The organism is Pseudarthrobacter defluvii (assembly GCF_030323865.1).
GTDB classification, from domain to species: domain Bacteria; phylum Actinomycetota; class Actinomycetes; order Actinomycetales; family Micrococcaceae; genus Arthrobacter; species Arthrobacter sedimenti.
The window spans coordinates 1,988,302-2,010,287 of the sequence record NZ_CP066362.1 but is presented as its reverse complement, the minus strand read 5'-3'; the positions used below and the strand labels follow the sequence as shown (position 1 = coordinate 2,010,287).

Genomic DNA, 21,986 nt, shown 5'->3' with positions numbered 1-21,986 from the left:
TCAGTTGACTGCTGCGCCGTTCAAAACGTTGGTGACGTCCACGTAGACGTCGTCTCCGTCGAGTTCGACGGCGAACACCGGGACAGGATCGTAGGCGGGGAGCTGCAGGGGCTGGCCGCTGCGCAGGTCGAACTGGGAGCCGTGGCCCCAGCACTCGATGGCGCAACCCTCCACGTCGCCCTCGGACAGGGAAATGTCCGCGTGCGAGCAGGTGTCGCCGATGGCGTGGATCTCCCCCATCGAGTCCCGCACCACGGCCACGGGGTAGCCGTCGATCAGGATCCGCAGTGCCTGCTTGACCTGGATGTCATTGGCGTTGCAGACCAGTTCGCCCTTGGGTGTGCCGCTCATACGTTCCTGTCCGTTCCTAGTTGTCGGTTGCCGCGAGTTCGCGCTCAACAGCTTCGGTCAGGCGCTCTTCGAGGGCCGGGACCTTGATCTGCTGGATGATCTCGTTGAGGAAGCCGCGGACCACCAGGCGGCGGGCAACATCCTCGGGGATGCCGCGGGCCATCAGGTAGAACAGGTGCTCGTCGTCGAACCGGCCGGTGGCGCTGGCGTGGCCGGCACCCTCGATCAGGCCGGTCTCGATCTCGAGGTTGGGCACGGAGTCCGCACGGCAGCCGTCGGTGAGGACCAGGTTCTGGTTCTTCTCGTAGGAGTCGGTGCCTTCAGCCTGCTTCTGGATCAGCACGTCGCCCACCCAGACCGTGTGTGCGCCCTTGCCCTGCAGCGCGCCCTTGTACAGGACGTTGGACTTGCAGTTGGCCAGGTTGTGGTCCACGAAGGAGCGGTGCTCCAGGTGCTGCCCCGCGTCGGCGAAGTAGAGGCCCAGAAGCTCGGCCTCGGCGCCTTCACCGGCGAACCGGACGTTGGAGTTCAGGCGGACGATCTTGCCGCCGAGCGTTACTGCGATGTGCTTGTACACGGCGTCCTTGGCAACCTCGGCGTCGTGCTGGGCCAGGTGCTTGGCGTCGTCTTCCCACAGCTGCACGGAAACCACCGTCAGCTGGGCGCCCTCGCGGACCAGGACCTCGACGTTGCCGTTGTGGTCGGCGATGCCGCCGTGCTCCAGGATCACTACGCCGCGGCTGTTGGCCCCGGCCTCGATCACCACGTGGGAGTTGCTGCGGCGGCCCGCGCCGTTGCCGGTCAGGACGACGCGCACGGGAGCGTCCAGCTCGGCGTTGGCCGGGATGGAGATAAGCTGGGCGCCACCGGCGTTGGCGGAAGCGACGACGGCGGCACGGTCGGCGGGGACCAGGGTGGCACCACGGGGGGCCTCACCTGCGCCGAGGGTACGCTGCACGACGGCGGCGGGCGCCTCGACGGAAACGTCCAGGCTGCCGTCTTCCGACGGAGCGTCGGACAGCAGGTTGGCGAGTTCACGCACCGGGGTGAAGCGCCATTCCTCTTCCCGGCCGTTGGGCAGGGCGAAGTCGGCCACGTCGTGGCTGGTGAGGCGTTCGGCGCGGGAGGCCATGACCTGCGTGCCGTGGCTGTGGTGGCGGTCAACCTTGGAGGCGACCAGGTGTTCGCCTTCCTCGGTGAAACCGGCGATCGACGGTGCGCCGATGCGCGCCTTTTCGGTAGTTGCTTCGGCAGTCATTAACCGACGGATCCTTCCATCTGGAGTTCGATGAGGCGGTTCAGCTCAAGGGCGTATTCCATGGGCAGTTCGCGGGCGATCGGCTCGATGAAGCCGCGCACGATCATGGCCATGGCCTCGTCCTCGGGCATGCCGCGGGACATGAGGTAGAAGAGCTGCTCCTCGCTGACGCGGGAAACGGTGGCCTCGTGTCCCAGCTGGACATCGTCCTCGCGGATGTCGATGTACGGGTAGGTGTCCGAGCGGGAGATGGTGTCCACCAGGAGGGCATCGCAGCGCACGGTGTTGGCTGAGTGCTTGGCGCCTTCACGGACCTGGACCAGGCCGCGGTAGGCGGCACGGCCACCGCCGCGGGCAACGGACTTGGAGATGATGGAGCTCTTGGTGTTCGGCGCGATGTGCACCATCTTGGAGCCGGTGTCCTGGTGCTGGCCCTCGCCGGCGAATGCGATGGACAGGGTCTCGCCCTTGGCGTGCTCACCCACCAGGTACACGGCCGGGTACTTCATGGTGACCTTGGAGCCGATGTTGCCGTCAACCCATTCCATGGTGGCGCCGGCTTCGCAGACAGCGCGCTTGGTCACCAGGTTGTACACGTTGTTGGACCAGTTCTGGATGGTGGTGTAGCGGACGCGGGCGCCCTTCTTCACGATGATCTCCACGACGGCGGAGTGCAGCGAGTCCGAGGTGTAGATCGGAGCCGTGCAGCCTTCGATGTAGTGGACGTAGGAGTCCTCGTCGGCGATGATCAGGGTGCGCTCGAACTGGCCCATGTTTTCCGTGTTGATGCGGAAGTAGGCCTGCAGCGGGATGTCCACGTGGACGCCCTTGGGCACGTACACAAAGGAGCCGCCGGACCACACTGCGGTGTTCAGCGACGCGAACTTGTTGTCGCCCACCGGGATCACGGTGCCGAAGTACTCCTGGAAAATCTCCGGGTGTTCCTTCAGGGCAGTGTCGGTATCCAGGAAGATGACGCCCTGGGCCTCGAGGTCCTCGCGGATCTGGTGGTAGACCACCTCGGACTCATACTGGGCGGCAACGCCCGAGACCAGGCGGCTGCGCTCGGCTTCCGGGATGCCCAGCTTCTCGTAGGTGTTGCGGATGTCTTCGGGGAGGTCTTCCCAGCTGGCAGCCTGCTTCTCGGTGGAGCGGACAAAGTACTTGATGTTGTCGAAGTCGATGCCGGAGAGGTCTGCACCCCAGGTGGGCATGGGCTTGCGGTCGAAGTACTTCAGGCCCTTGAGGCGGAGGTCGAGCATCCATTCCGGCTCGCTCTTCTTGGCCGAAATGTCCCGGACTACCTCTTCATCGAGACCACGCCGTGCATTGGCGCCAACGTCGTTCTTGTCGGCCCAGCCGTACTCGTAGTTGCCGATGCCGTGGAGCTCGGGATTCTTTTCCAGAATCTCCGAGATCACAGTGTTTTCAGCTACTGCTTTCTCTGATAGTTGGTCCGTCATCACGGCCTTTCTTGCTGATGGTTGATTACTTCGTCCAGGCCGGCGGGGGCTGCCGCCGGCGCGGGCGCCGGTTTGGCAGACAGCCTGCCTGTAGGTATGTGGGTGGTGCAGACGTGGCCGCCCCGCGCCAGGGTGGAAAGCCGACGCACGTCCACTCCCACCAGCCTTGAAAAGACTTCGGTTTCGACGTCGCAGAATACCGGGAACCGGGCTGCGAGCTGTTGGATGGGGCAATGGCCCTGGCAGAGCTGCACGCTGGACAGCGCCGCCGGAAGCGGTGCCTTCGCTTCGATGGTCGCGGCGGAAGCCACGAAGTTGTCCCGGCTCAGTGCGGCTGAAAGTGCGGTGGCACGGTCGCGGATGTCCGGCCCGGCCTGTTCGATTTCAGGCGCGTACCGGCGCTCCATGTCCGCGAACCGCTCCTCGGCGAAGGCCCGCACCGCATCCGGGCCGGCAACCTTCTGCAACTCCTGGAGCGCCAGCGCGGCGATGTCCAGGTAGTCATTGCCCAGGCTTGACTGGCCCTGCGAACTGAGGACGTAGCGGCGGGCCGGGCGGCCGGCACCGGCACCGGGCTTGGCAACCCGTTTGACTTCGATGACGCCGGCGCGTGAGAGGTGGTCCAGGTGGCGCCGGACTGCCGCCGGGGTGAAGCCCAGCATGTCCCCCAGTTCGGCGGCGCTGACCGGTCCGTGTTCCAGGACGGCAGCAAGCACCCGGTCCCGGGTGCGCTCGTCCGCATCAGCCACAGGGCTGGATGCGGCACGACCGGGCCCGGCCACGGGCACAGCGGTGGTGTTGGTCATGGAATACACAACACAATCATGTCGTAATTTAGTCCCGGGCTCCAGTAAGGGCAGGCTGACCTGGGGCGTTTGAACCGATTATGACTGGGCAACATTTCGCGCGCCCACGCCCGGTACCCGCGCAGGGTTGGCGGGACAGCGCTAAATACTACATCCCGTAGAATACTGTGGTGCGATCCCCCCAGTCCCCCGTCCTGTCCATCCATGGGCTTATCAAGGACGTAGGCCCCTTGTCCAGCATGGACGGCAAGATGCTTCGGGTTGTCAGCGGCGTTTCCCTCGTTGCGGAGCGCGGACAGGTAACTGCCCTGCTCGGCGCCAACGGCGCCGGGAAGACGACAACCCTCGAATGCGCACAGGGCCTGCAGAAGCGAACCGGCGGCAGCATCTCGCTGCTGGGCCAGGACCCGGCGACGGCCAGCGCTGAACTGCGCTCCCGCGTAGGTGTGATGCTCCAGGACGGCGGCCTCCCGCCGTCGGCCAGGCCCCTGCCGCTGTTGCGGCACATCGCCGGGCTGTACGCCCGCCCCTGGCCGCTGGAGCACTTGGTGGGCCGGCTGGGGATCGATACCTTCAGCCGCACGAGCGTCCGCAGGTTGTCCGGGGGCCAGAAGCAGCGGCTGGCGCTTGCGGCCGCCCTGATCGGACGGCCGGAAGTCCTGTTCCTTGACGAGCCCAGTGCGGGCCTGGACCCACAGTCGCGGCAGCTCGTGTTCGACCTGATCGCCGAACTGCGCGACGGCGGGATGGGGATCATCCTGACCACCCACCTCATGGATGACGCCCAGCGCCTGGCGGACTACGTGTACATCATCGACGGCGGCCGGAACGTCGCCGAAGGAACCGTCCAGGAACTGCTGCAGCGAAGCCCGGCCACGGAACACGGCGCAGACCACGTCCGGACGCTCGCGTTCGAGGCCCCGGCCGGACTGGACCTGGCCGCGGTGCTCCCGGACGACGTGGACTTCTCCGAAGCCCGGGCCGGCAGCTACACCGTGACCGGCGCGCTCACGCCGCGCCACCTGTCCGCGCTGGCGCAGTGGTGGGAAGCGAAGGGCATCATGCCGGCATCACTGAGCCTTGAGGCGCGTAGCCTTGAAGACGTCTTTTTGGATATTTCGGGAAAGGACATCCGATGAGCGGGGCAGCATTGCAGGAGACGCAGCAACCGGCGTCCCTGGCGCGCCGCGTCCTGCTGCAGGGCAAGTACGAGGCACTGACCATGCTGCGGAACGGCGAACAGCTGATCCTGGCAATCGTGCTGCCGCTGCTGGCACTCGTCGGCCTGACCGTGACCCCCTTCCTGGACGGGATGGGCTCCAGCCGCATCAACGTGGCCGTTCCGGGAATCCTGGCCCTGTGCGCCATGTCCACCGCCTTCACCGGGCAGGGCATCGCCACCGGTTTCGACCGCCGCTACGGTGTGCTCCGCTTTCTGTCCACCACGCCCCTGGGGCGGAGCGGCCTGATTGCCGGTAAGGTCCTTTCGGTCCTGGCCGTCCTGTCCATCCAGGTGGTGGTGGTGGGCCTTGTCGCCCTGGCCCTGGGGTGGCAGCCGACGGCGGCCGGCTGGCTTCCGGGGCTGGCCCTGCTCGCGCTTGGGGCGGCGGCGTTCACCGCGCTGGGGCTGCTGGTGGCCGGGACCGTCCGGCCGGAGGCGACGCTGGCCATCACCAACCTGCTGTGGATCCTGCTGGGCGCCATGGGCGGCATCGTGATCCCGGCCGAAAGGCTGCCCGCCGCGGCGCAGGCGGTGGTGCATTTCCTGCCGTCCGGCGCTTTGGGCGAATCGATGCGCGCCGCCTTCCTGGGCGGGGCCGTGAACGGCGGCGCCGCCCTCATCCTGCTGCTCTGGACGGTTATCGCCGGGGCTGCAGCCATCCGTTGGTTCAAGTGGAATTGAGATAATCGTGACCACGGCTTCACGCCTTCCCAAGCTCGCCGGCCGCCTGGCCTCGCGGCTCCCCCGCACCGTGGATGTCCGCATCCGCCGGCTCGCCGTAGCGTCCCTGATCGGCCAGACGCTTTTGGTGGTGACCGGAGGCGCAGTCCGCTTGACCGCATCAGGCCTGGGCTGCCCCACGTGGCCGCGCTGCACCTCGGACTCGATCGTGAACACCCCCGAGATGGGCATCCACGGCTTCATCGAGTTCGGGAACCGGCTCCTGACCTTCGCGCTGGCCGCGGTGGCCGCCCTCATGCTGGTGTACCTGTGGAACCTGCGGAAGGAACGCAAGGACCTCTTCCTGCTGGCCCTCGGGTTGCTCGCCAGCATCCCCGCGCAAGCGGTGATTGGCGGCGTCACGGTCCTCACTAACCTCAACCCGTGGGTGGTGGGCCTGCATTTCCTGGTGTCGATGGCCCTGGTGGTGTTCGCCACCCTGCTGGTGAACCGCGCTTTTGGCCGCACTGGCCGCTTCCTTGCCATCCGGCCCGCCGCACTGCCTTCCGTGCTGCGTCCGGTGACGGCCGCCGTCGCCCTTTTCTCCGCCGTCGCCGTGATGCTCGGCGTGGTGGTCACGGGGGCCGGCCCGCACGCCGGCGACGCCAATGCTCCCCGCAACGACCTGGACTGGGACCTGTTCTCGCACATCCACGCCGTACCGGCCTACCTGGTCACCGCCGGTACCGTCGTGGCCCTGGTGCTGGTCTTCCGGCGCCGCATCACCGGCCCGTTCCGCACCGCCGTGCTGATGCTCCTGGGCGTCACCATCCTCCAGGCCATCATCGGCTTCACGCAGTATTACAACGGCATCCCGGCGCTGCTGGTCGCCGCCCACATGCTGGGCGCCGCGCTGCTCATGGCCGCCTCCACCAACGCCTGGGACATCGCCCACTCCAGCGCGGTGGAAACGCGCAGCTCCGCAAGATAGACGGTTGCAGTAAGCGGCCCGCCCAGGATTAACGGCAGGCGCCCCGGCCCCGATTGGGACCGGGGCGCCTGCCGTTAATGGTGCTGCCCGTGCTACCGGTCGGCCAAGGCCCTCCCCTGCAGCCCGGCGTCGAACTCCGCCTCCAGGTCCTCGAGACCGTCGGCATTGATGCGCAGGACCTTCGCCGTGGCAATGTCGTAGAACAGACCCACGGCTTGCACCTTTCCGGCCGCCAGCGCCGGCCCGGCCACCGGGTGTTCCTGCAGCTTGGCCAGCTGCAAGGCCACGTTGACCATGGCCAGCTGGTCCACCCTGCTGTAGCCGGCCGCCGCAGCCTGCCTGCCCACCGGATGTCCGGCCAGCAGTTCCGCGTAGCTCGGGCGGACGTGATCCAGCCAGCCCGTGAAGGCCTGCCCCAAGGCGCTGTTACCGCCGCCGTCAGCCTCTGCAAGCATTGCCTTCATGGCACCGCAGTTGGAATGGCCGCAAATGACCAGGGATTGCACGCCAAGGCCGTTGACGGCGAACGAAAGGGTGGCGTCGATCGAGGCCTCCCGGCCTTCGCCCGTGCACACCACATTGCCAATATTCCGCAGGGTGAGCAGGTCCCCCGGACCACTGGTGGTGATCAGGTTCGGATTGACCCGCGAATCGACGCACGCCACGAACAGGCTGTCCGGGTTCTGCCCTTCCGTGAGTTTGTGAACCAGCGGCCGCACCTGGTGCGCGAACCGGCGGTGGTATCTGTTGACGCCCAGCAAGAGCGGCACCTTGCGTGGCGGCAGCGGCAGTTCGACGGGGTCCTCACGGCGGGGAGCCTGGTTGGCGGCGTCCCGGAACACGGTGTTGCCGTGCTCTTCAAAGATCACGGCGCCGGCCGTGGCCTGGTGCTGGGACTGCCAGGCCAGCAGGGCCTCGCGAAACGAGTGGTCCACGTAGTCGGCGTTCAGCTCCACCACCACGTCCGCGCCGGCGGGAACGGACTGGAGGACACCGCTGAGCTTTGGCAGCGCGAAGAAACTGCACGAGCCGCCGATAGTCACCCTCCAGGGCGACGACGGCGCTGCTGGGCGGTGGGCACGGATGGGGCTGCGGAGGACACGCCACAGGACGTTGGCGGCGGCCAGGGCCAGGCCAATGATGACACCTTCAAGCAGGTTCAGGAACACGACGCACACGAGGGTCACGGCGTAGATTGGGAGGTCTCCGGTCCGCAGGCTGGTGCGGATGTCCGCCAGTTTGATGAGCCGCGCGCCGATCACCACCAGCAGCCCGGCCAGGACCGCCAGCGGGATCAGCTGGAGCAACCCGGCGAAGAGGGCCGAAAAAGCGAGGACCCAGACGCCATGCAGGATTGCGGAACTGCGGGTGGCGGCCCCCGCCTCCACATTGGTGGCGCTGCGGACAATAACTCCTGTGACAGGCAGTCCACCGAGTGAACCCGAAACGACGTTGGCGGCGCCCTGGCCAATAAGTTCCTTGTTGAAGTTGGTCCGTGGGCCCGTTTGCATCTTGTCCACGGCTACCGCCGACAGAAGCGATTCAATGCTCGCGATCAGGGCCATGGTCAGGATGGCGAAAGCGAAGGCACGCCAGTTCCCGTCGGGGAGTTGCGGCAGCGCGATGGCATCGATGATGGAGCCGTCCAGGGAGATCCGCTCAACCCCTGGAGCGAAAGCCACGGCGAGGGCAGTACCCGCAGCGACGGCGGCAAGGGGGCCGGGGACACGCCGCACAACGGCCGGCAGGAACTTCCAGCAGAGCAGGATCGCCACCACGGCCAGTCCCAGCAGGGCTGCATGCAGTTCCAGGTTGGTAATAGCTGCCGGCAGCGCCGCGAGGTTTTCAAGCGCAGATCCAGCGGGCTTGGAGCCAAGGAGCACGTGCAACTGTTGCACGATGATCGTGACGCCGATTCCGGCGAGCATGGCCTTGACCACCACCGGCGAGACAGCCAGGGCGGCGCGGCCCACACGGCTGATCCCGAGGAGGAGTTGTACGACGCCGGCCGCTGCGGTGATGGCGCAGGTCACCTGCCAGCCGAATTCCTGGACCAAGCCCGCCACGACGACGGTCAGCCCCGCTGCCGGTCCGCTTACCTGCAGGGGCGAACCGCCAAGGCTTCCGGCGACAATGCCGCCAATGGCGGCGGCGATCAGGCCCGCCATGATCGGAGCGCCGGAGGCGGCCGCAATGCCAAGCGAAAGCGGGAGGGCCACCAGGAATACCACCAATGACGCCGGCACGTCGGCCCCCAGGTGGCGATAAAAGTGCCGGGGCCCGAAGGGGAAGCGGCCACGGCTCTCTTGACCCGGCGGCGTGTTATACCCTGGCGGACTGTGGCTGGGAGCGGGGACTGCGGAGGGATGGGCTTCCATGGAGTTTCCTTTGCGTCAGCGTACGGGTCCGACCCACCGTAAGCAGGATTTCCGCTCTAATGACAGAAAACGTGATTGATGTGACAAATATGTCATATGGTTGACTGGGGCAACAGAAATTTGTGCACCCCGCCAATCCGGACCCGCACCGGGCATCTGGGCAAGCCGTTGGGATCCGGGGCGGCAGGCTTAAACAGAACAGCGGCCCCCACGCAAAGTGGGAGCCGCTGGTCCAGTCCGGGCTGGATAGCGGTGTCAGCCGATAATGGCGTGCCCGATAAAAGGGTCCACCGCGAGGGCGATGAAAAGCAGCGTGAGGTAGCTGATGGAGCCGTGGAACACCTTCATGGCGCGCTTGTCCGGGATGTCCTCACGCTGGGCGCGGCCGTAAAGGGCGTGGGACTCGTAGAGGAACCAGGCACCTGCCAGGACGGCGGTAAGGGTGTAGACCCAGCCGGCGCCACCTGCCGGGATCATCAGCAGCGAGCAGGCCACCATGGCCCAGGCATACAGGACCACCTGGACGGACACCACCTTTGCGCCGGCGATGGCGCCGAGCATGGGGACGTTGGCGTTCCGGTAGTCCTCGCCGTAGCGCATGGACAGAGGCCAGTAGTGCGGCGGGGTCCACAGGAAGATCACCATGAACAGGATGATGGCGGGCCACTCCACGGAATTCGTAACGGCGGCCCACGCAATCAGCACGGGGAAGCAGCCCGCTGCACCGCCCCACACAATGTTCTGCGCGGTGCGGCGCTTAAGAATCATGGTGTAGATGACCACGTAGAAGAAGATGGCCCCCAGCCCCAGCCAGGCAGACAGCGGGTTGGCGCCGAACCAGAGGATCGCGATGGCGGCCGCGCCAAGCAGCCAAGAGAACACCAGTGCCTCGCGCGGGGTGACCTCACCGGTGACCAGCGGCCTGTTTTCCGTGCGGTGCATCAGCTTGTCGATGTCACGGTCGATGTAGCAGTTAAAGGCCCCGGCACTGCCGGCGGCGAAGGCTCCACCCACCAGGGTGGCGAGAATCAGCCCGATGGACGGGAAGCCACGCTCCGCGTAGATCATGGTGGGCAGGGTGCTGACCAGGAGCAGCTCGATCACCCGCGGCTTGGTGAGGGCGAGATACGCCTTGGCCTTACGGGCAAACCCGGTGCCCGAGGCCCGGGATGCTTTCAGCGGCGTATCTGTTGTGCTCACGGTGGCAGTCACCCGTTCTGTGTGGCAGTTTGAGGCTGGCGGTGCAGCTCCGGTCGTGCGGCCCGGGCCCGGGCACGACACTAAGGAAGGAAATGCATCAGGTGCGTGCAACAGCCGGGGAACCCCGGACGGCGATAGAGATGCACGCCCGGCGTTGGCCTCCAAATATCATACCGCGCCGAGGGCCGTGTCCCCGCCCGGTGATATGCGCATTTGATCGCTCACGCGCCCATTCGAGCAGATTAACTCACGGCGCCGAGATGGTGATTCACAAAAGGGGAAATTGCGTCCACAACGTGAGATTTGGCCTGCCCGGAGTATGGATAAGAGCTAAGCTGTCACCAGATCAGCACACAGCAAGAAAGCGGTGGAAAACGCATTCCCGCAGCTGTCCGTGACTGAATGCAAGGATCAACGTTTCGATGGTGGACGGCTGGTACACACCGCAGCGGGCGCCACATGCGCGCCTTCAACCGGACCGGTGTACCGCCGCCGCCAGCACAGAGAGGGGCCCGGTTTTCGTGCCACATTTGGAAGAGCAAGAACTGTCATGGACCAGCTTGGACCAGAAGGCGGTGGACACCATCCGCGTCCTGGCTGCCGACGCCGTGGAGAAGGTGGGCAACGGACACCCGGGAACCGCCATGAGCCTGGCCCCGGCCGCCTACCTTCTCTTCCAGAAGCTGATGCGCCATGATCCGCGCGATCCGCAGTGGCTGGGCCGTGACCGCTTCGTCCTGTCCCCCGGCCACACGTCGCTCACCCTCTACATCCAGTTGTTCCTCTCCGGCTACGGGCTGGAACTGAAGGACCTGGAGGCGCTGCGCACTTGGGGCTCGCTGACTCCCGGACACCCGGAGTACAAGCACACCGCCGGTGTGGAGATCACCACCGGCCCGCTGGGCCAGGGCCTGGCATCCTCGGTCGGCTTTGCGTACTCGCAGCGCCGCCAGCGCGGCCTGTTCGACGCCGACGCTCCCGCCGGCCAGTCGCCGTTCGACCACACCATCTGGGTCATCGCCTCCGACGGCGACCTCCAGGAAGGCGTCACGGCCGAAGCCTCGTCGCTGGCCGGGCACCAGGAACTCGGCAACCTCGTGGTCATTTACGACGAGAACCACATCTCCATCGAAGACAACACAGACATCGCCTTCACCGAGGATGTCCTGAAGCGTTACGAAGCCTACGGCTGGCACACCCAACGCGTGGACTGGACCCGCACCGGCGAATACAAGGAAGACGTCCAGGAGCTTTACAGCGCCCTGCTGGCGGCCAAGGCCGAGACCTCCAAGCCGTCCATCATCTCGCTGCGCACCATCATCGGCTACCCGGCCCCCAAGAAGCAGAACACCGGCAAGATCCACGGCTCCGCCCTCGGTGGCGACGAGGTCGCGGCGCTGAAGGAAGTCCTCGGCTTCGACCCGGCCAAGTCCTTCGAGGTGGACCAGAAAGTCCTGGACCACGCCCGCCAGGTGGTGGAACGCGGCGCCGCAGAACGCAAGGAATGGGAAGAGTCCTTCACCGCATGGCAGGAAGCCAACCCCGAAGGCGCCGCACTCCTGCAGCGCCTCGAGGCCCAGGAACTGCCCGACGGCGTCGACGCAGCCCTCCCGGTCTTCCCGGCCGGAAAGGACGTTTCCACCCGCGCGGCGTCGGGCAAGGTCCTGAACGCACTCGGCCCGGTCATGCCCGAACTATGGGGCGGTTCGGCCGACCTCGCGGAGTCCAACAACACCACCATCGAGGACTCGCCGTCCTTCGTCCCTGCCTCCAAGCAGACCGATGCCTGGTCCGGCAACCCTTACGGCCGCGTCCTGCACTTCGGCATCCGTGAGCACGCTGCCGCCTCGATCGTGAACGGCATCACCCTGGCCGGCAACACCCGCGCTTTCTCCGGCACCTTCCTGATCTTCTCCGATTACCAGCGGCCCGCCATCCGCCTCGGCGCCCTGATGGGTGTGCCGTCCCTGTACGTCTGGACCCACGACTCCATTGGGCTCGGCGAGGACGGCCCCACCCACCAGCCGGTTGAGCAGCTCGCCTCACTGCGCGCCATCGTGGGCCTGGACGTTGTCCGCCCCGGCGACGCCAACGAGGTGGCAGCGGCCTGGAAGACGATGCTGGAAAACCACGCCAACCCGGCAGGCATCGTCCTGACCCGCCAGAACATTCCCACCTGGGAACGCGGCGAGGGCGACGCCGACGGCAATACCTTTGCATCCACCGCGGGTGTGGCAAAGGGCGGCTATGTCCTGGCCGAGGCATCCAAGGACGGCGCCACCGTTCCGGCCGACGTCATCCTGATTGCCACCGGTTCCGAGGTCCAGCTCGCAGTCCAGGCCCGCGAAGCGCTGCAGGCCGAAGGCATCGCAGCGCGGGTCGTGTCCATGCCATGCGTTGAATGGTTCAAGAAGCAGGACGCCGCCTACCGCGAATCCGTCCTGCCCGCCGCCGTCAAGGCACGTGTTTCGGTTGAAGCCGGACTGGCCTTGGGCTGGCGCGAATTCGTCGGTGACGCCGGCCGTTCCGTCAGCCTTGAGCACTACGGCGCTTCCGCCGACTACAAGCGGCTCTTCCAGGAGTTCGGCATCACGGCAGAGGCAGTTGCCGCCGCCGCCAAGGACTCCCTCGCCGCCACCCAGGCCTAAACCCAAATTTCAGGAGAAACAGCAATGACTACTCCCACCCAGCAGCTCTCCGACGCCGGAGTTTCCATCTGGCTCGACGACCTTTCCCGCGGACGCCTGGAAACGGGCACCCTCCGCAAGCTCATCGAGGAGAAGAACGTGGTTGGTGTTACCACCAACCCGTCGATCTTCCACGCCGCCATCACGTCCGGCACTGACTACGACCAGATCATTGCCGGCAAGGCAGCAGAAGGTGCCAGCGTGGAGGACACGATCTTCGAGATCACCACCACCGACGTCGCTGACGCGTGCGACCTGTTCGCCCCCGTTGCCGCCGCCACCAAGGGCGTGGACGGGCGCGTTTCCATCGAAGTGGACCCGCGCCTCGCCTGGGACACCGCAGGAACCATCGCAGAGGCCAAGCACCTCTCCCAGCGCGTCAATAGGAACAACGTCCACATCAAGATCCCCGCAACCATCGAGGGCCTCGAAGCCATCACGGCAACCCTGGCCGAAGGCATCAGCGTCAACGTGACCCTGATCTTCTCCCTGGAGCGCTACCGTGCGGTCATCAACGCCTTCCAGTCCGGACTGGAACAGGCCAAGGAAAACGGCCATGACCTGTCCAAGATCCACTCCGTCGCCTCGTTCTTCGTCTCCCGCGTGGACACCGAAATCGACAAGCGCCTCGACAAGATCGGCACCGACGAAGCCAAGGCCCTGAAGGGCAAGGCCGGCCTGGCAAACGCCCGCCTGGCCTACCAGGTCTATGAGGAGCTCTTCGCCACCGAACGCTGGGCCCTGCTGGCCGACGCCGGCGCACTCCCCCAGCGCCCGCTGTGGGCCTCCACCGGCGTCAAGGACCCGGCCTACCCGGACACCCTGTACGTCACCGAACTGGTCGCGCCCGGCGTCGTGAACACCATGCCGGAGAAGACCCTGGACGCCACGTACGACCACGGTGTGGTCACCGGCGACACCGTCAAGGGCACCTACGAAGGCGCCAACGCCACGCTCGATGCCCTGGAGAAGCTCGGCGTCTCCTACAACGAGGTCGTCGCACTCCTCGAAACCGAGGGCCTGGACAAGTTCGTGGCCAGCTGGAAAGAACTGCTGGCCGACGTCGAAGGCGCCCTCGCCTCTGCACGGAAGGCTTCCTAACACCCATGAGCACTCTCAGCTACGACGCCACCGGCGCAGCGCAGAAGGCGCTTGAACAGCACCTTCCCGCCCTCGTTGAGGACCGAATTGCCACGCGGATATTCGCCAAGGACCACACGCTGTGGGGTCCCGACGCGGAGTCCGAATCGGCAATCCGGCTCGGATGGGTGGAGGCAGCCACAGTCTCCCAGCCCTTGGTCAAGGACATCCTGGAACTCCGTGATGCCCTGCGTGCCGAAGGAGTCAGCCGGATCGTGCTTTGCGGCATGGGCGGATCCTCGCTGGCCCCCGAGGTCATCGCAGGCACCGCCGGCGTCGAGCTGACAGTGCTGGACAGCACTGACCCGGACCAGGTCAGGGCTGCCCTCGCGGACCGGCTGGCCCAGACCGCCATCGTGGTCTCGTCCAAGTCCGGTTCCACCCTGGAGACCGATTCCCAGCGGCGAATCTTCGAACAGGCCTTCACCGATGCCGGCGTGGATGCCAAGAGCCGGATCATCATTGTCACGGACCCGGGGTCGCCGCTGGACAAGGCCTCCCGGGAGGCCGGCTACCGGGCCGTCTTCAACGCCGACCCCAACGTCGGCGGCCGCTACTCCGCCCTGACCGCGTTCGGCCTGGTCCCCTCCGGCCTGGCCGGCGTGGACATCCAGGCCTTCCTGGACGAGGCCGAGGAAGCTGCGGAAATCCTCAACGATGACGCACCCGAGAACATCGGGCTGGCCCTCGGTACCGCCCTGGGCGGTACCAATCCGTTGCGGAACAAGATCGTCATCGCCGAAGACGGGTCCGGCATCGTTGGCTTCGCCGACTGGGCGGAACAGCTCATCGCCGAATCAACCGGCAAGCTGGGCACCGGCATCCTTCCGGTGGTTGCAGGTCCGCAGGCCCCCGAGGTCACGTCGGGCGCGCCCGACGTCCTGGTGGTCCGGCTCGTGGCAGCGGACGCCGACGTCGAACTCGGCGAAAACCAGGTGGCCATCGCCGGCGGCCTCGCCACCCAGATGATGGTGTGGGAGTTCGCCACCGCCGTGGCCGGCCGCCTGCTCGGCATCAACCCCTTCGACCAGCCCGACGTCGAGGCCGCCAAGGTGGCAGCCCGCGGACTTCTGGACGCGCAGCCCGAACCCACTCCGGCCGCGTTCGTTGACGGCGCAATCGAGGTGCGCGGCGGCGACTGGCTCGGCGACGCCGCCACGGCGGAAGCTGCCGTCAAGGCTCTGCTGGACACGCTGGCCTCCGACAGCTACCTGAGCGTCCAGGCCTACTTTGACCGTCTGGCGTTCGCCGGGCTGGAGGGCATTCGTGACGAACTGGCCGCCACCACCGGCCGCCCGGTCACCTTCGGCTGGGGCCCGCGCTTCCTGCACTCCACCGGCCAGTTCCACAAGGGTGGTCCGGCCATTGGCGTCTTCCTCCAGGTCACCGCCGCTCCCGCCGAGGATCTGGGGATCCCGGACCGCCCGTTCACCTTCGGCGAGCTGATCGCCGCGCAGGCTGCAGGCGACGCCCAGGTCCTGGGCGAACACGGCCGTCCCGTGCTGCGCCTCCACCTCACTGACCGTGCCGCCGGTGTGGCCCAGCTGCAGGACGTCGTCGCTGCACTGTCCACCCGCGCATCCGCAACCGAAAACTAAGGCGCAAAAGCAATATGCCAGAAACTGAATACGGCCGGAAGGGCGCAGGCCGCGGGCGTAATCCGTTGCGTGATCCTCGTGACCGTCGTTTGAACCGGATCGCAGGTCCGTCGTCGCTTGTGTTGTTTGGGGTGACGGGGGACCTCGCCCGGAAGAAGCTGATGCCGGCGGTGTATGACTTGGCCAATCGTGGGTTGTTGCCGCCGAGTTTCGCGTTGGTGGGTTTCGCCCGCCGGGAATGGGACAAGGAGGATTTCGCCGCTGAGGTGAAGGCCTCCGTGCAGGCACACGCCCGGACGCCGTTTGATGAGGCGGTCTGGAACCAGTTGTCCGAGGGCATCCGGTTTGTCCAGGGCGAGTTCGACGACGACGCAGCCTTTGAGCGTCTGGGTGAGACGATCAAGGAACTCGACGACGTCCGCGGCACCCGCGGGAATCACGCGTTCTATCTGTCGATCCCGCCCAAGGCGTTCGAACAGGTCTGCCGGCAGCTGTCCAAGCACGGCCTTGCGCAGGCCGAGGGCGACAAATGGCGGCGCGTGGTGATCGAGAAGCCGTTCGGCCACGACCTGGAATCGGCGCGGAAGCTCAACGACATCGTCGAATCGGTGTTTCCGCCGGATGCAGTGTTCCGGATCGACCATTACCTGGGCAAGGAAACGGTTCAGAACATCCTGGCGCTGCGGTTCGCGAACCAGTTGTTCGAGCCGTTGTGGAACGCCAACTACGTGGACCATGTCCAGATCACGATGGCCGAGGACATCGGCACCGGCGGCCGGGCAGGGTACTACGACGGCGTCGGAGCGGCACGGGACGTGATCCAGAACCACCTCCTGCAGCTGCTGGCGCTGACGGCGATGGAAGAGCCGATCTCGTTCAACGCCGATGACCTGCGCGCGGAAAAGGAAAAGGTCCTCGCCGCGGTCAAACTCCCCGAAGACCTCTCCACGCATTCGGCGCGGGGACAATTCAGCGGTGGCTGGCAGGGCGGGGAGCAGGTCCTGGGCTACCTGGAGGAGGAAGGCATCCCGGCGGACTCCACCACGGAAACCTATGCGGCGGTGCGGGTGGACATCCACACGCGGCGCTGGTCAGGAGTGCCGTTCTACCTGCGTGCCGGCAAACGCCTGGGCAGGCGGGTGACGGAGATTGCGGTCGTATTCAAGCGCGCCCCCAACCTGCTGTTCCGTGACCACGGTGAGGACGACTTCGGGCAGAACGCGGTGGTCATCCGTGTACAGCCGGACGAGGGCGTCACCATCCGGTTCGGGTCCAAGGTCCCGGGCACCCAGATGGAAGTCCGGGATGTCACGATGGACTTCGGCTACGGGCACTCCTTCACCGAATCCTCCCCCGAGGCCTACGAGCGGTTGATCCTGGATGTGTTGCTGGGTGAGCCGCCGTTGTTCCCTCGGCATGAGGAAGTGGAGCTGTCCTGGAAGATCCTCGACCCGTTTGAGGAATACTGGGCGTCGCTGAACGAACAGCCTGAACCCTACGCCCCCGGCTCCTGGGGCCCCGCCAGCGCTGATGAGCTGCTGGCCCGTGACGGACGAACCTGGAGAAGGCCATGATCGTTAACCTGCCAGATACCACCACGTCCAAGGTCTCCAAGAAACTCATGGCCCTGCGCGAGCAGGGTGGAGTGATCGCCCTGGGCCGGGTCCTGACCCTGGTGGTGGTCACCAAGTCCGGGCTCGAGGAAGAAGCGATCGAGGCCGCGAACGACGCCTCCCGTGAACACCCCTGCCGGATCATCGTGCTCGCCGACGCCGGGAAAGACGCCAAGGATCGGCTGGACGCGCAGATCCGCGTTGGCGGGGATGCCGGGGCCTCGGAGGTCATTGTGCTGCGCGGCTACGGTCAGCTCGCGCACGAATCCGAGTCCCTGGTCGCGGCGCTGCTGCTCCCGGACGCACCCATCGTGGCCTGGTGGCCGCACGGCGCCCCCGAGAACGCCTGCGAAACCTCCATCGGCGCCATCGCACACCGCAGGATCACCGACTCCGCGAACGAACCGGATCCCCAGGCCGCCCTGGAACGCATCCACCAAACCTACAAGGCCGGCGACACCGACCTCGCTTGGACCCGCCTTACCAACTGGCGCATCCAGCTCGCTGCGGCCCTTGATGAAGTGGACTCCTCCCCGGTGACGGCCGTCGCCGTCGAGGGTGCCTCGGACTCACCCTCCACCATCCTGCTCGCGGCCTGGCTCACGCTGACCCTGGATGCCCCCGTGACCATCGTGGCGGACCCGGCTGGAACCGGAATCCGGCGCGTCCGCCTCACCCGCCCAGGCGGCGACGTCCAGCTGTTCCGGCCGGGACTGTCCGTGGCGGAACTGACCCAGCCGGGCCAGCCGGCCCAGCGGATCTCCCTCCCGCGCCGCAGCCTCCGCGACTGCCTCGCAGAGGAACTCCGCCGTCTGGACCCGGATGAAGTGTTTGGTGAAGTGATTACTATTGGACTGCCACGTACCAATCTAAGGAGCGTCCGACCCAGTGAGCGTTGACCCACGAGTAAGCATCCATCCTGATTCGTCCGTCCTCATGGCCGCCATCGCCGCACGCCTGATCACCAAGCTCGTCGATGTGCAGGACAAGTACGGCGAAGCCACCGTGGTGCTCACCGGGGGAACCGTGGGGATCGGCACGCTGAAGGCCGTTGCGGACTCACCGGCGGCGCCCGCCGTCGACTGGTCCAAGGTCAACTTCTGGTGGGGTGACGAACGCTTTGTTGGTTCTGCTGATCCGGACCGCAACACGAAGCAGGCGTTTGAAGCGTTGCTCTCCCATATTCCGGTGGACCCGGAACGCATCCATTCGCCCGGCTCGTCTGACGATTTCGACACTCCCGAGGAGGCCGCGGATGATTACGCCCGGCAACTGAGGGAAGCGGCAGCGGCCGAGCATGCGGCCGATATGTCCGACGACCGGCCAGAGGAGCCTTCGTCGCTGCCCCGGCTCGACGTGGTGCTGCTCGGTGTGGGACCCGACGCCCATATCGCATCGCTGTTCCCGGAACAGGCTGGGATCCGGGAAAAAGACCGCACGGTGGTGGGCGTCCGGAACTCTCCCAAGCCGCCGCCGCTGCGCATTTCCCTTACCCTTCCCGCCATCAACAGGGCGGCCGAGGTGTGGATGGTAGTAGCCGGCGAGGACAAGGCCGGCGCCGTGGGACTTGCCCTGGCCGGGGCCAACCCGGTGCAGGTGCCTGCCTCGGGCCCCCGCGGTACGTCCCGCACTCTGTGGCTGATTGACGAGAACGCGGCCTCACGTGTCCCGCAGCAACTGGTCCGGAAGGACGCCGCGGGCGCGTAGCTTTTCCAGCGCTCCGGCCAGGACGTCTTCGGCGTCCTGGCCGGAGCGCCGCTCTTTAACGTATTCCAGATGGCTCTTGTAACCGTCGTCGAAGGGGTCGTCCGGAGCTACCGCCTGGCTGTCACGGGTAGCAGTGCCGCCGCAGCGCCGGCAGTCCCATGTCCGGGGAATCTGGTCCTCAGGCATCTTCAAGAACACGGGCTGGGTCTCGTGGCCCTTGGCGCACCAGTAAGACACCCTGATGCGCGGCAAAGGCTGGGAGGACGAGTCATCATTCGATTGCAGCGTCGAGCCGGAACCTGCGATCACGCCCGCGCGGGTGCCCCGGAAGCCTGATGCTGGGTGGACCATGGCAACTCCTGCCTCATGTCTGCGTTCAGGAACAAAAAAACTGTGGCTGACGGATTCCGTCAACCACAGTTTAGTTGGCAGTCCCAGCGGCCGGCAGGGCCGAAAGGACCTTGTGTCGCGTTGCCCAGCGCCTAGGAGTCCCCGCCGCTGAACCGCATGATCAGGCCGAGCGCGATGATCACCACGCCCCAGGTGACGCCCAGGATGATGGTGAAGCGGTTGAGGTTCCGTTCTGCCACACCTGAAGAGCTGAGTCCTGAACTCATGCCGCCGCCGAACATATCGGACAAGCCGCCGCCGCGTCCCTTGTGCAGGAGGATCAGCAGCGTCAGCAGGAGGCTGGTGATGCCCAGGAGGATCTGCAGAATGACATGAAGAACGTCCACGACGGCCTTTCAGAAGTTGGATTTGCGGGAGTGTGCGCTGGTTGCGGGTTAGTCCGCGACCAGGTGGCTCTCGAACCTGACAATATTAGCAAACTCCGCCGGGTCAAGGCTGGCGCCGCCCACCAGGAGGCCGTCCACGTCGCGCTCCTGGAGGATGGCAGCGGCGTTGTTGGCCTTGACCGAACCGCCGTAGAGGAGGCGGGTCTTGGCGGCCACGTCGGCGCCGAAGAGGCTTTCGAGTTCTGCCCGGATGGCGGCGCACATTTCTTGTGCGTCCTCCGGTCCGGCCACCTCGCCCGTGCCGATGGCCCAGACGGGCTCGTACGCAACCACCAGTTCGGCGGCCTGTTCGTTGGTTAGCCCAGCCACTCCGGCCCGCAGCTGCTGCAGGGTGTGGTCAACGTGGGTTCCGGCCTGGCGGATCTCCAGGCCCTCACCGACGCAGAGAACCGGAATAACGCCGTGCTTGAAGGCGGCCTTGACCTTGGCATTGAGGACGTCGTCGGATTCGTTGTGGATGGTGCGGCGTTCGCTGTGGCCCACCAGGACGTACTTGCAGCCGAGCTTGTTCAGGAACTGGCCCGAAATGTCGCCGGTGTAGGCGCCGGAATCGAACTGCGAGAGGTCCTGGCCGCCGTAGGCGACCTGCAGGTCGTCACCCTGGACCAGGGTCTGCACGCCGCGGAGGTCGGTGAACGGCGGGAAGACGGCAACCTCCACGCGGCTATAGTCGTGCTTGGCATCGGAGAGGGTCCACGCCAGCTTCTGCAGGAGGGTGATGCCCTGCACGTGGTCCATGTTCATTTTCCAGTTGCCCGCGATGAAGGGTTTGCGGTCGAAAGCGCCGTTCGTTGACGTAGTCACGTAATCTCCAAAAGGTTCTTGATATGTGTGCGGCCGGCAGGCTGCCGCGGGCAACCTGCCGGCCGGAGGACTGCGGGGCCGTACTACCGGTCCAGGACGCTGAGGCCCGGGAGTTCCTTGCCTTCAAGGTATTCCAGGCTTGCGCCGCCGCCCGTGGAAATGTGGCCGAACTGGTCGTCGGCGAACCCCAGGGTGCGTACTGCTGCAGCGGAGTCGCCGCCGCCCACCACTGTGAAGCCGTCGGTTTCGGTCAGGGCCTGCGCAATGGCGCGCGTGCCTGCCGAGAATGCTTCGAACTCGAAGACACCCATGGGGCCGTTCCAGAAGACGGTGCGTGCGCCCTTGATCTGTTCAGCAAAGGCGGCGGCGGTATCGGGTCCGATGTCCAGGCCGATGCCCTGCGCGCCGAAACTGCTGCCCTCAATGGCGTCGGCGGCAACCGTTTCGTGAGCGGCGTCGGCGGCAAACTTCTCCGCCACGACCACGTCCGTGGGAACCACGAACACGGTCCCTGCGTCCGCGGCCCGCTTCAGGTAGTCCTGGACCACGGGGATCTGGTCTTCCTCGAGCAGGCTCGAGGCGACCTTGTGGCCCCGGGCTGCCAGGAAGGTGAACAGCATGCCGCCGCCCACCAGGATGGTGTCAGCCTTGCCGATCAGGTTGGCGATGACCGCGAGCTTGTCCGAGACCTTCGAGCCGCCGAGCACCACGACGTAAGGGCGCTGGGTGTCGGTGGTCAGCTTCCGGAGGACCTCCACCTCGGTGTGCACCAGGTCGCCCTGGTACGACGGCAGCCGGGTGGCGACGTCGTAGACACTGGCGTGCTTGCGGTGCACGGCGCCGAAGGCATCGTCCACGTAAGCGCCGTTGCTGCCGGTGAGGGCTACCAGTTCATCGGCGAAGGCGCCGCGTTCGGCGTCGTCCTTGCTGGTTTCTCGGGCGTCGAAGCGGACGTTCTCGAGGACCAGGGCTTCGCCGTCCTGCAGGGACGCCGCCGCAGACTTGGCGGCATCACCGACGGTGTCGGCGGCAAGGGTCACCTTGAAGCCGGCCAGTTCGGCGAGCCGGTCCGCTGCGGGCCGCAGGGAGTACTTGTCTTCCGGAGCGCCCTTGGGGCGTCCAAGGTGGGCTGTTACCAGCACGCGGGCACCGGCGTCCGTGAGCTTTGCCAGCACTGGCAGTGAGGCCTTGATACGGCCGTCGTCAGTGACTGTAGAGCCGTCGAGCGGCACATTCAGGTCACTTCGAACCAGAATGTGCCGCCCGCGGACACCTTCAGCGATCAGTTCGTTGAGGGTGTGAGATGTCATG

19 protein-coding genes are annotated in these 21,986 nt (G+C 66.2%); 9 read left to right on the top strand and 10 right to left on the bottom strand.

The features are described from left to right. The 4 genes from JCQ34_RS09230 to JCQ34_RS09215 are packed head-to-tail and all read right to left on the bottom strand — an operon-like array spanning position 1 to position 3,878. Positions 1 to 351, bottom strand: a complete 351-nt coding sequence (locus tag JCQ34_RS09230; protein ID WP_286404045.1) for a non-heme iron oxygenase ferredoxin subunit — start codon at positions 349 to 351, stop codon at positions 1 to 3. A 16-nt stretch (positions 352 to 367) separates the two neighbouring features. Next, on the bottom strand, positions 368 to 1,609 hold the full coding sequence (gene sufD, locus JCQ34_RS09225) for a Fe-S cluster assembly protein SufD (RefSeq protein ID WP_286404042.1): 1,242 nt from the start codon (positions 1,607 to 1,609) through the stop codon (positions 368 to 370). Continuing rightward, positions 1,609 to 3,072: a Fe-S cluster assembly protein SufB gene (sufB, locus tag JCQ34_RS09220; protein WP_286404038.1), complete on the bottom strand. Its 1,464-nt coding sequence runs from the start codon at positions 3,070 to 3,072 to the stop codon at positions 1,609 to 1,611. Before sufB ends, sufD begins: the two co-directional genes overlap by 1 nt. Next, positions 3,072 to 3,878, bottom strand: a complete 807-nt coding sequence (locus JCQ34_RS09215) for a helix-turn-helix transcriptional regulator (protein WP_286404036.1) — start codon at positions 3,876 to 3,878, stop codon at positions 3,072 to 3,074. Before JCQ34_RS09215 ends, sufB begins: the two co-directional genes overlap by 1 nt. 170 nt (positions 3,879 to 4,048) lie before the next feature. On the opposite strand from JCQ34_RS09215, the gene JCQ34_RS09210 reads away from it, so the two are divergent. From JCQ34_RS09210 to JCQ34_RS09200, 3 genes are read left to right on the top strand one after another with little or no spacing between them, the layout of a single operon-like run. Further along, entirely contained in the window at positions 4,049 to 5,017 is a 969-nt protein-coding gene (locus tag JCQ34_RS09210; RefSeq protein ID WP_286404033.1) for an ABC transporter ATP-binding protein, read from the top strand. Further along, on the top strand, positions 5,014 to 5,781 hold the full coding sequence (locus JCQ34_RS09205) for an ABC transporter permease (RefSeq protein ID WP_286404031.1): 768 nt from the start codon (positions 5,014 to 5,016) through the stop codon (positions 5,779 to 5,781). The genes JCQ34_RS09210 and JCQ34_RS09205 overlap by 4 nt, the downstream gene beginning before the upstream one ends. A gap of 7 nt (positions 5,782 to 5,788) precedes the next feature. Then, positions 5,789 to 6,751, top strand: a complete 963-nt coding sequence (locus tag JCQ34_RS09200) for a COX15/CtaA family protein (protein ID WP_286404028.1) — start codon at positions 5,789 to 5,791, stop codon at positions 6,749 to 6,751. A 92-nt stretch (positions 6,752 to 6,843) separates the two neighbouring features. On the opposite strand, the gene JCQ34_RS09195 is transcribed toward JCQ34_RS09200, so the two are convergent. Continuing rightward, entirely contained in the window at positions 6,844 to 9,129 is a 2,286-nt protein-coding gene (locus JCQ34_RS09195; RefSeq protein WP_286404026.1) for a bifunctional SulP family inorganic anion transporter/carbonic anhydrase, read from the bottom strand. Between the two features lie 255 nt (positions 9,130 to 9,384). Then, a complete protein-coding gene (locus JCQ34_RS09190; RefSeq protein WP_286404024.1) occupies positions 9,385 to 10,341 on the bottom strand; it encodes a heme o synthase in 957 nt (318 codons plus the stop codon). Positions 10,342 to 10,859: 518 nt separating this feature from the next. On the opposite strand from JCQ34_RS09190, the gene tkt reads away from it, so the two are divergent. Genes tkt through pgl form a run of 6 tightly spaced genes read left to right on the top strand, consistent with a single transcriptional unit; the run spans position 10,860 to position 19,074 of the window. Next, entirely contained in the window at positions 10,860 to 12,977 is a 2,118-nt protein-coding gene (gene tkt / locus JCQ34_RS09185) for a transketolase (RefSeq protein ID WP_286404402.1), read from the top strand. Positions 12,978 to 13,001: 24 nt separating this feature from the next. Next, complete coding sequence (gene tal, locus JCQ34_RS09180; RefSeq protein ID WP_286404021.1) at positions 13,002 to 14,117, top strand: transaldolase; 1,116 nt, start codon at positions 13,002 to 13,004, stop codon at positions 14,115 to 14,117. Between the two features lie 5 nt (positions 14,118 to 14,122). Beyond that, positions 14,123 to 15,754, top strand: coding sequence for a glucose-6-phosphate isomerase (locus tag JCQ34_RS09175; protein ID WP_286404018.1), 1,632 nt, complete (start codon positions 14,123 to 14,125; stop codon positions 15,752 to 15,754). Positions 15,755 to 15,768: 14 nt separating this feature from the next. Next, entirely contained in the window at positions 15,769 to 17,328 is a 1,560-nt protein-coding gene (zwf, locus tag JCQ34_RS09170) for a glucose-6-phosphate dehydrogenase (RefSeq protein WP_286404015.1), read from the top strand. Further along, positions 17,325 to 18,266, top strand: coding sequence for a glucose-6-phosphate dehydrogenase assembly protein OpcA (locus JCQ34_RS09165; protein ID WP_286404011.1), 942 nt, complete (start codon positions 17,325 to 17,327; stop codon positions 18,264 to 18,266). Before zwf ends, JCQ34_RS09165 begins: the two co-directional genes overlap by 4 nt. After that, positions 18,256 to 19,074 carry a 6-phosphogluconolactonase gene (pgl, locus tag JCQ34_RS09160; RefSeq protein WP_286404009.1) on the top strand — a complete coding sequence of 273 codons (819 nt, stop codon included), beginning with the start codon at positions 18,256 to 18,258 and terminating at the stop codon, positions 19,072 to 19,074. Before JCQ34_RS09165 ends, pgl begins: the two co-directional genes overlap by 11 nt. Here the strand turns inward: pgl and JCQ34_RS09155 are convergent. The 4 genes from JCQ34_RS09155 to JCQ34_RS09140 all read right to left on the bottom strand — a co-directional run bounded on the left by JCQ34_RS09155 (position 19,027) and on the right by JCQ34_RS09140 (position 21,985). Beyond that, complete coding sequence (locus JCQ34_RS09155) at positions 19,027 to 19,425, bottom strand: RNA polymerase-binding protein RbpA (protein ID WP_286404006.1); 399 nt, start codon at positions 19,423 to 19,425, stop codon at positions 19,027 to 19,029. The two genes, pgl and JCQ34_RS09155, sit on opposite strands and share 48 nt — an antisense overlap. Positions 19,426 to 19,556: 131 nt before the next feature. Beyond that, the gene (gene secG / locus JCQ34_RS09150) at positions 19,557 to 19,811 is read right to left on the bottom strand and encodes a preprotein translocase subunit SecG (protein ID WP_142133911.1); all 255 of its coding nucleotides are present in this window, start codon (positions 19,809 to 19,811) and stop codon (positions 19,557 to 19,559) included. Between the two features lie 48 nt (positions 19,812 to 19,859). Then, positions 19,860 to 20,675: a triose-phosphate isomerase gene (gene tpiA / locus JCQ34_RS09145; RefSeq protein ID WP_286403999.1), complete on the bottom strand. Its 816-nt coding sequence runs from the start codon at positions 20,673 to 20,675 to the stop codon at positions 19,860 to 19,862. A gap of 83 nt (positions 20,676 to 20,758) precedes the next feature. Then, a complete protein-coding gene (locus JCQ34_RS09140; protein ID WP_286403997.1) occupies positions 20,759 to 21,985 on the bottom strand; it encodes a phosphoglycerate kinase in 1,227 nt (408 codons plus the stop codon). Position 21,986: the final 1 nt, after the last annotated feature.

Bases quoted from the DNA above. Each gene is read 5' to 3' on its own strand.
- sufB (WP_286404038.1), bottom strand. From the start codon at position 3,072: ATGACGGACCAACTATCAGAGAAAGCAGTAGCTGAAAACACTGTGATC.
- JCQ34_RS09195 (WP_286404026.1), bottom strand. From the start codon at position 9,129: ATGGAAGCCCATCCCTCCGCAGTCCCCGCTCCCAGCCACAGTCCGCCA.
- JCQ34_RS09165 (WP_286404011.1), top strand. From the start codon at position 17,325: ATGATCGTTAACCTGCCAGATACCACCACGTCCAAGGTCTCCAAGAAA.
- sufD (WP_286404042.1), bottom strand. From the start codon at position 1,609: ATGACTGCCGAAGCAACTACCGAAAAGGCGCGCATCGGCGCACCGTCG.
- JCQ34_RS09230 (WP_286404045.1), bottom strand. From the start codon at position 351: ATGAGCGGCACACCCAAGGGCGAACTGGTCTGCAACGCCAATGACATC.
- JCQ34_RS09215 (WP_286404036.1), bottom strand. From the start codon at position 3,878: ATGACCAACACCACCGCTGTGCCCGTGGCCGGGCCCGGTCGTGCCGCA.
- JCQ34_RS09205 (WP_286404031.1), top strand. From the start codon at position 5,014: ATGAGCGGGGCAGCATTGCAGGAGACGCAGCAACCGGCGTCCCTGGCG.
- tal (WP_286404021.1), top strand. From the start codon at position 13,002: ATGACTACTCCCACCCAGCAGCTCTCCGACGCCGGAGTTTCCATCTGG.
- JCQ34_RS09140 (WP_286403997.1), bottom strand. From the start codon at position 21,985: ATGACATCTCACACCCTCAACGAACTGATCGCTGAAGGTGTCCGCGGG.
- JCQ34_RS09155 (WP_286404006.1), bottom strand. From the start codon at position 19,425: ATGGTCCACCCAGCATCAGGCTTCCGGGGCACCCGCGCGGGCGTGATC.
- zwf (WP_286404015.1), top strand. From the start codon at position 15,769: ATGCCAGAAACTGAATACGGCCGGAAGGGCGCAGGCCGCGGGCGTAAT.
- JCQ34_RS09175 (WP_286404018.1), top strand. From the start codon at position 14,123: ATGAGCACTCTCAGCTACGACGCCACCGGCGCAGCGCAGAAGGCGCTT.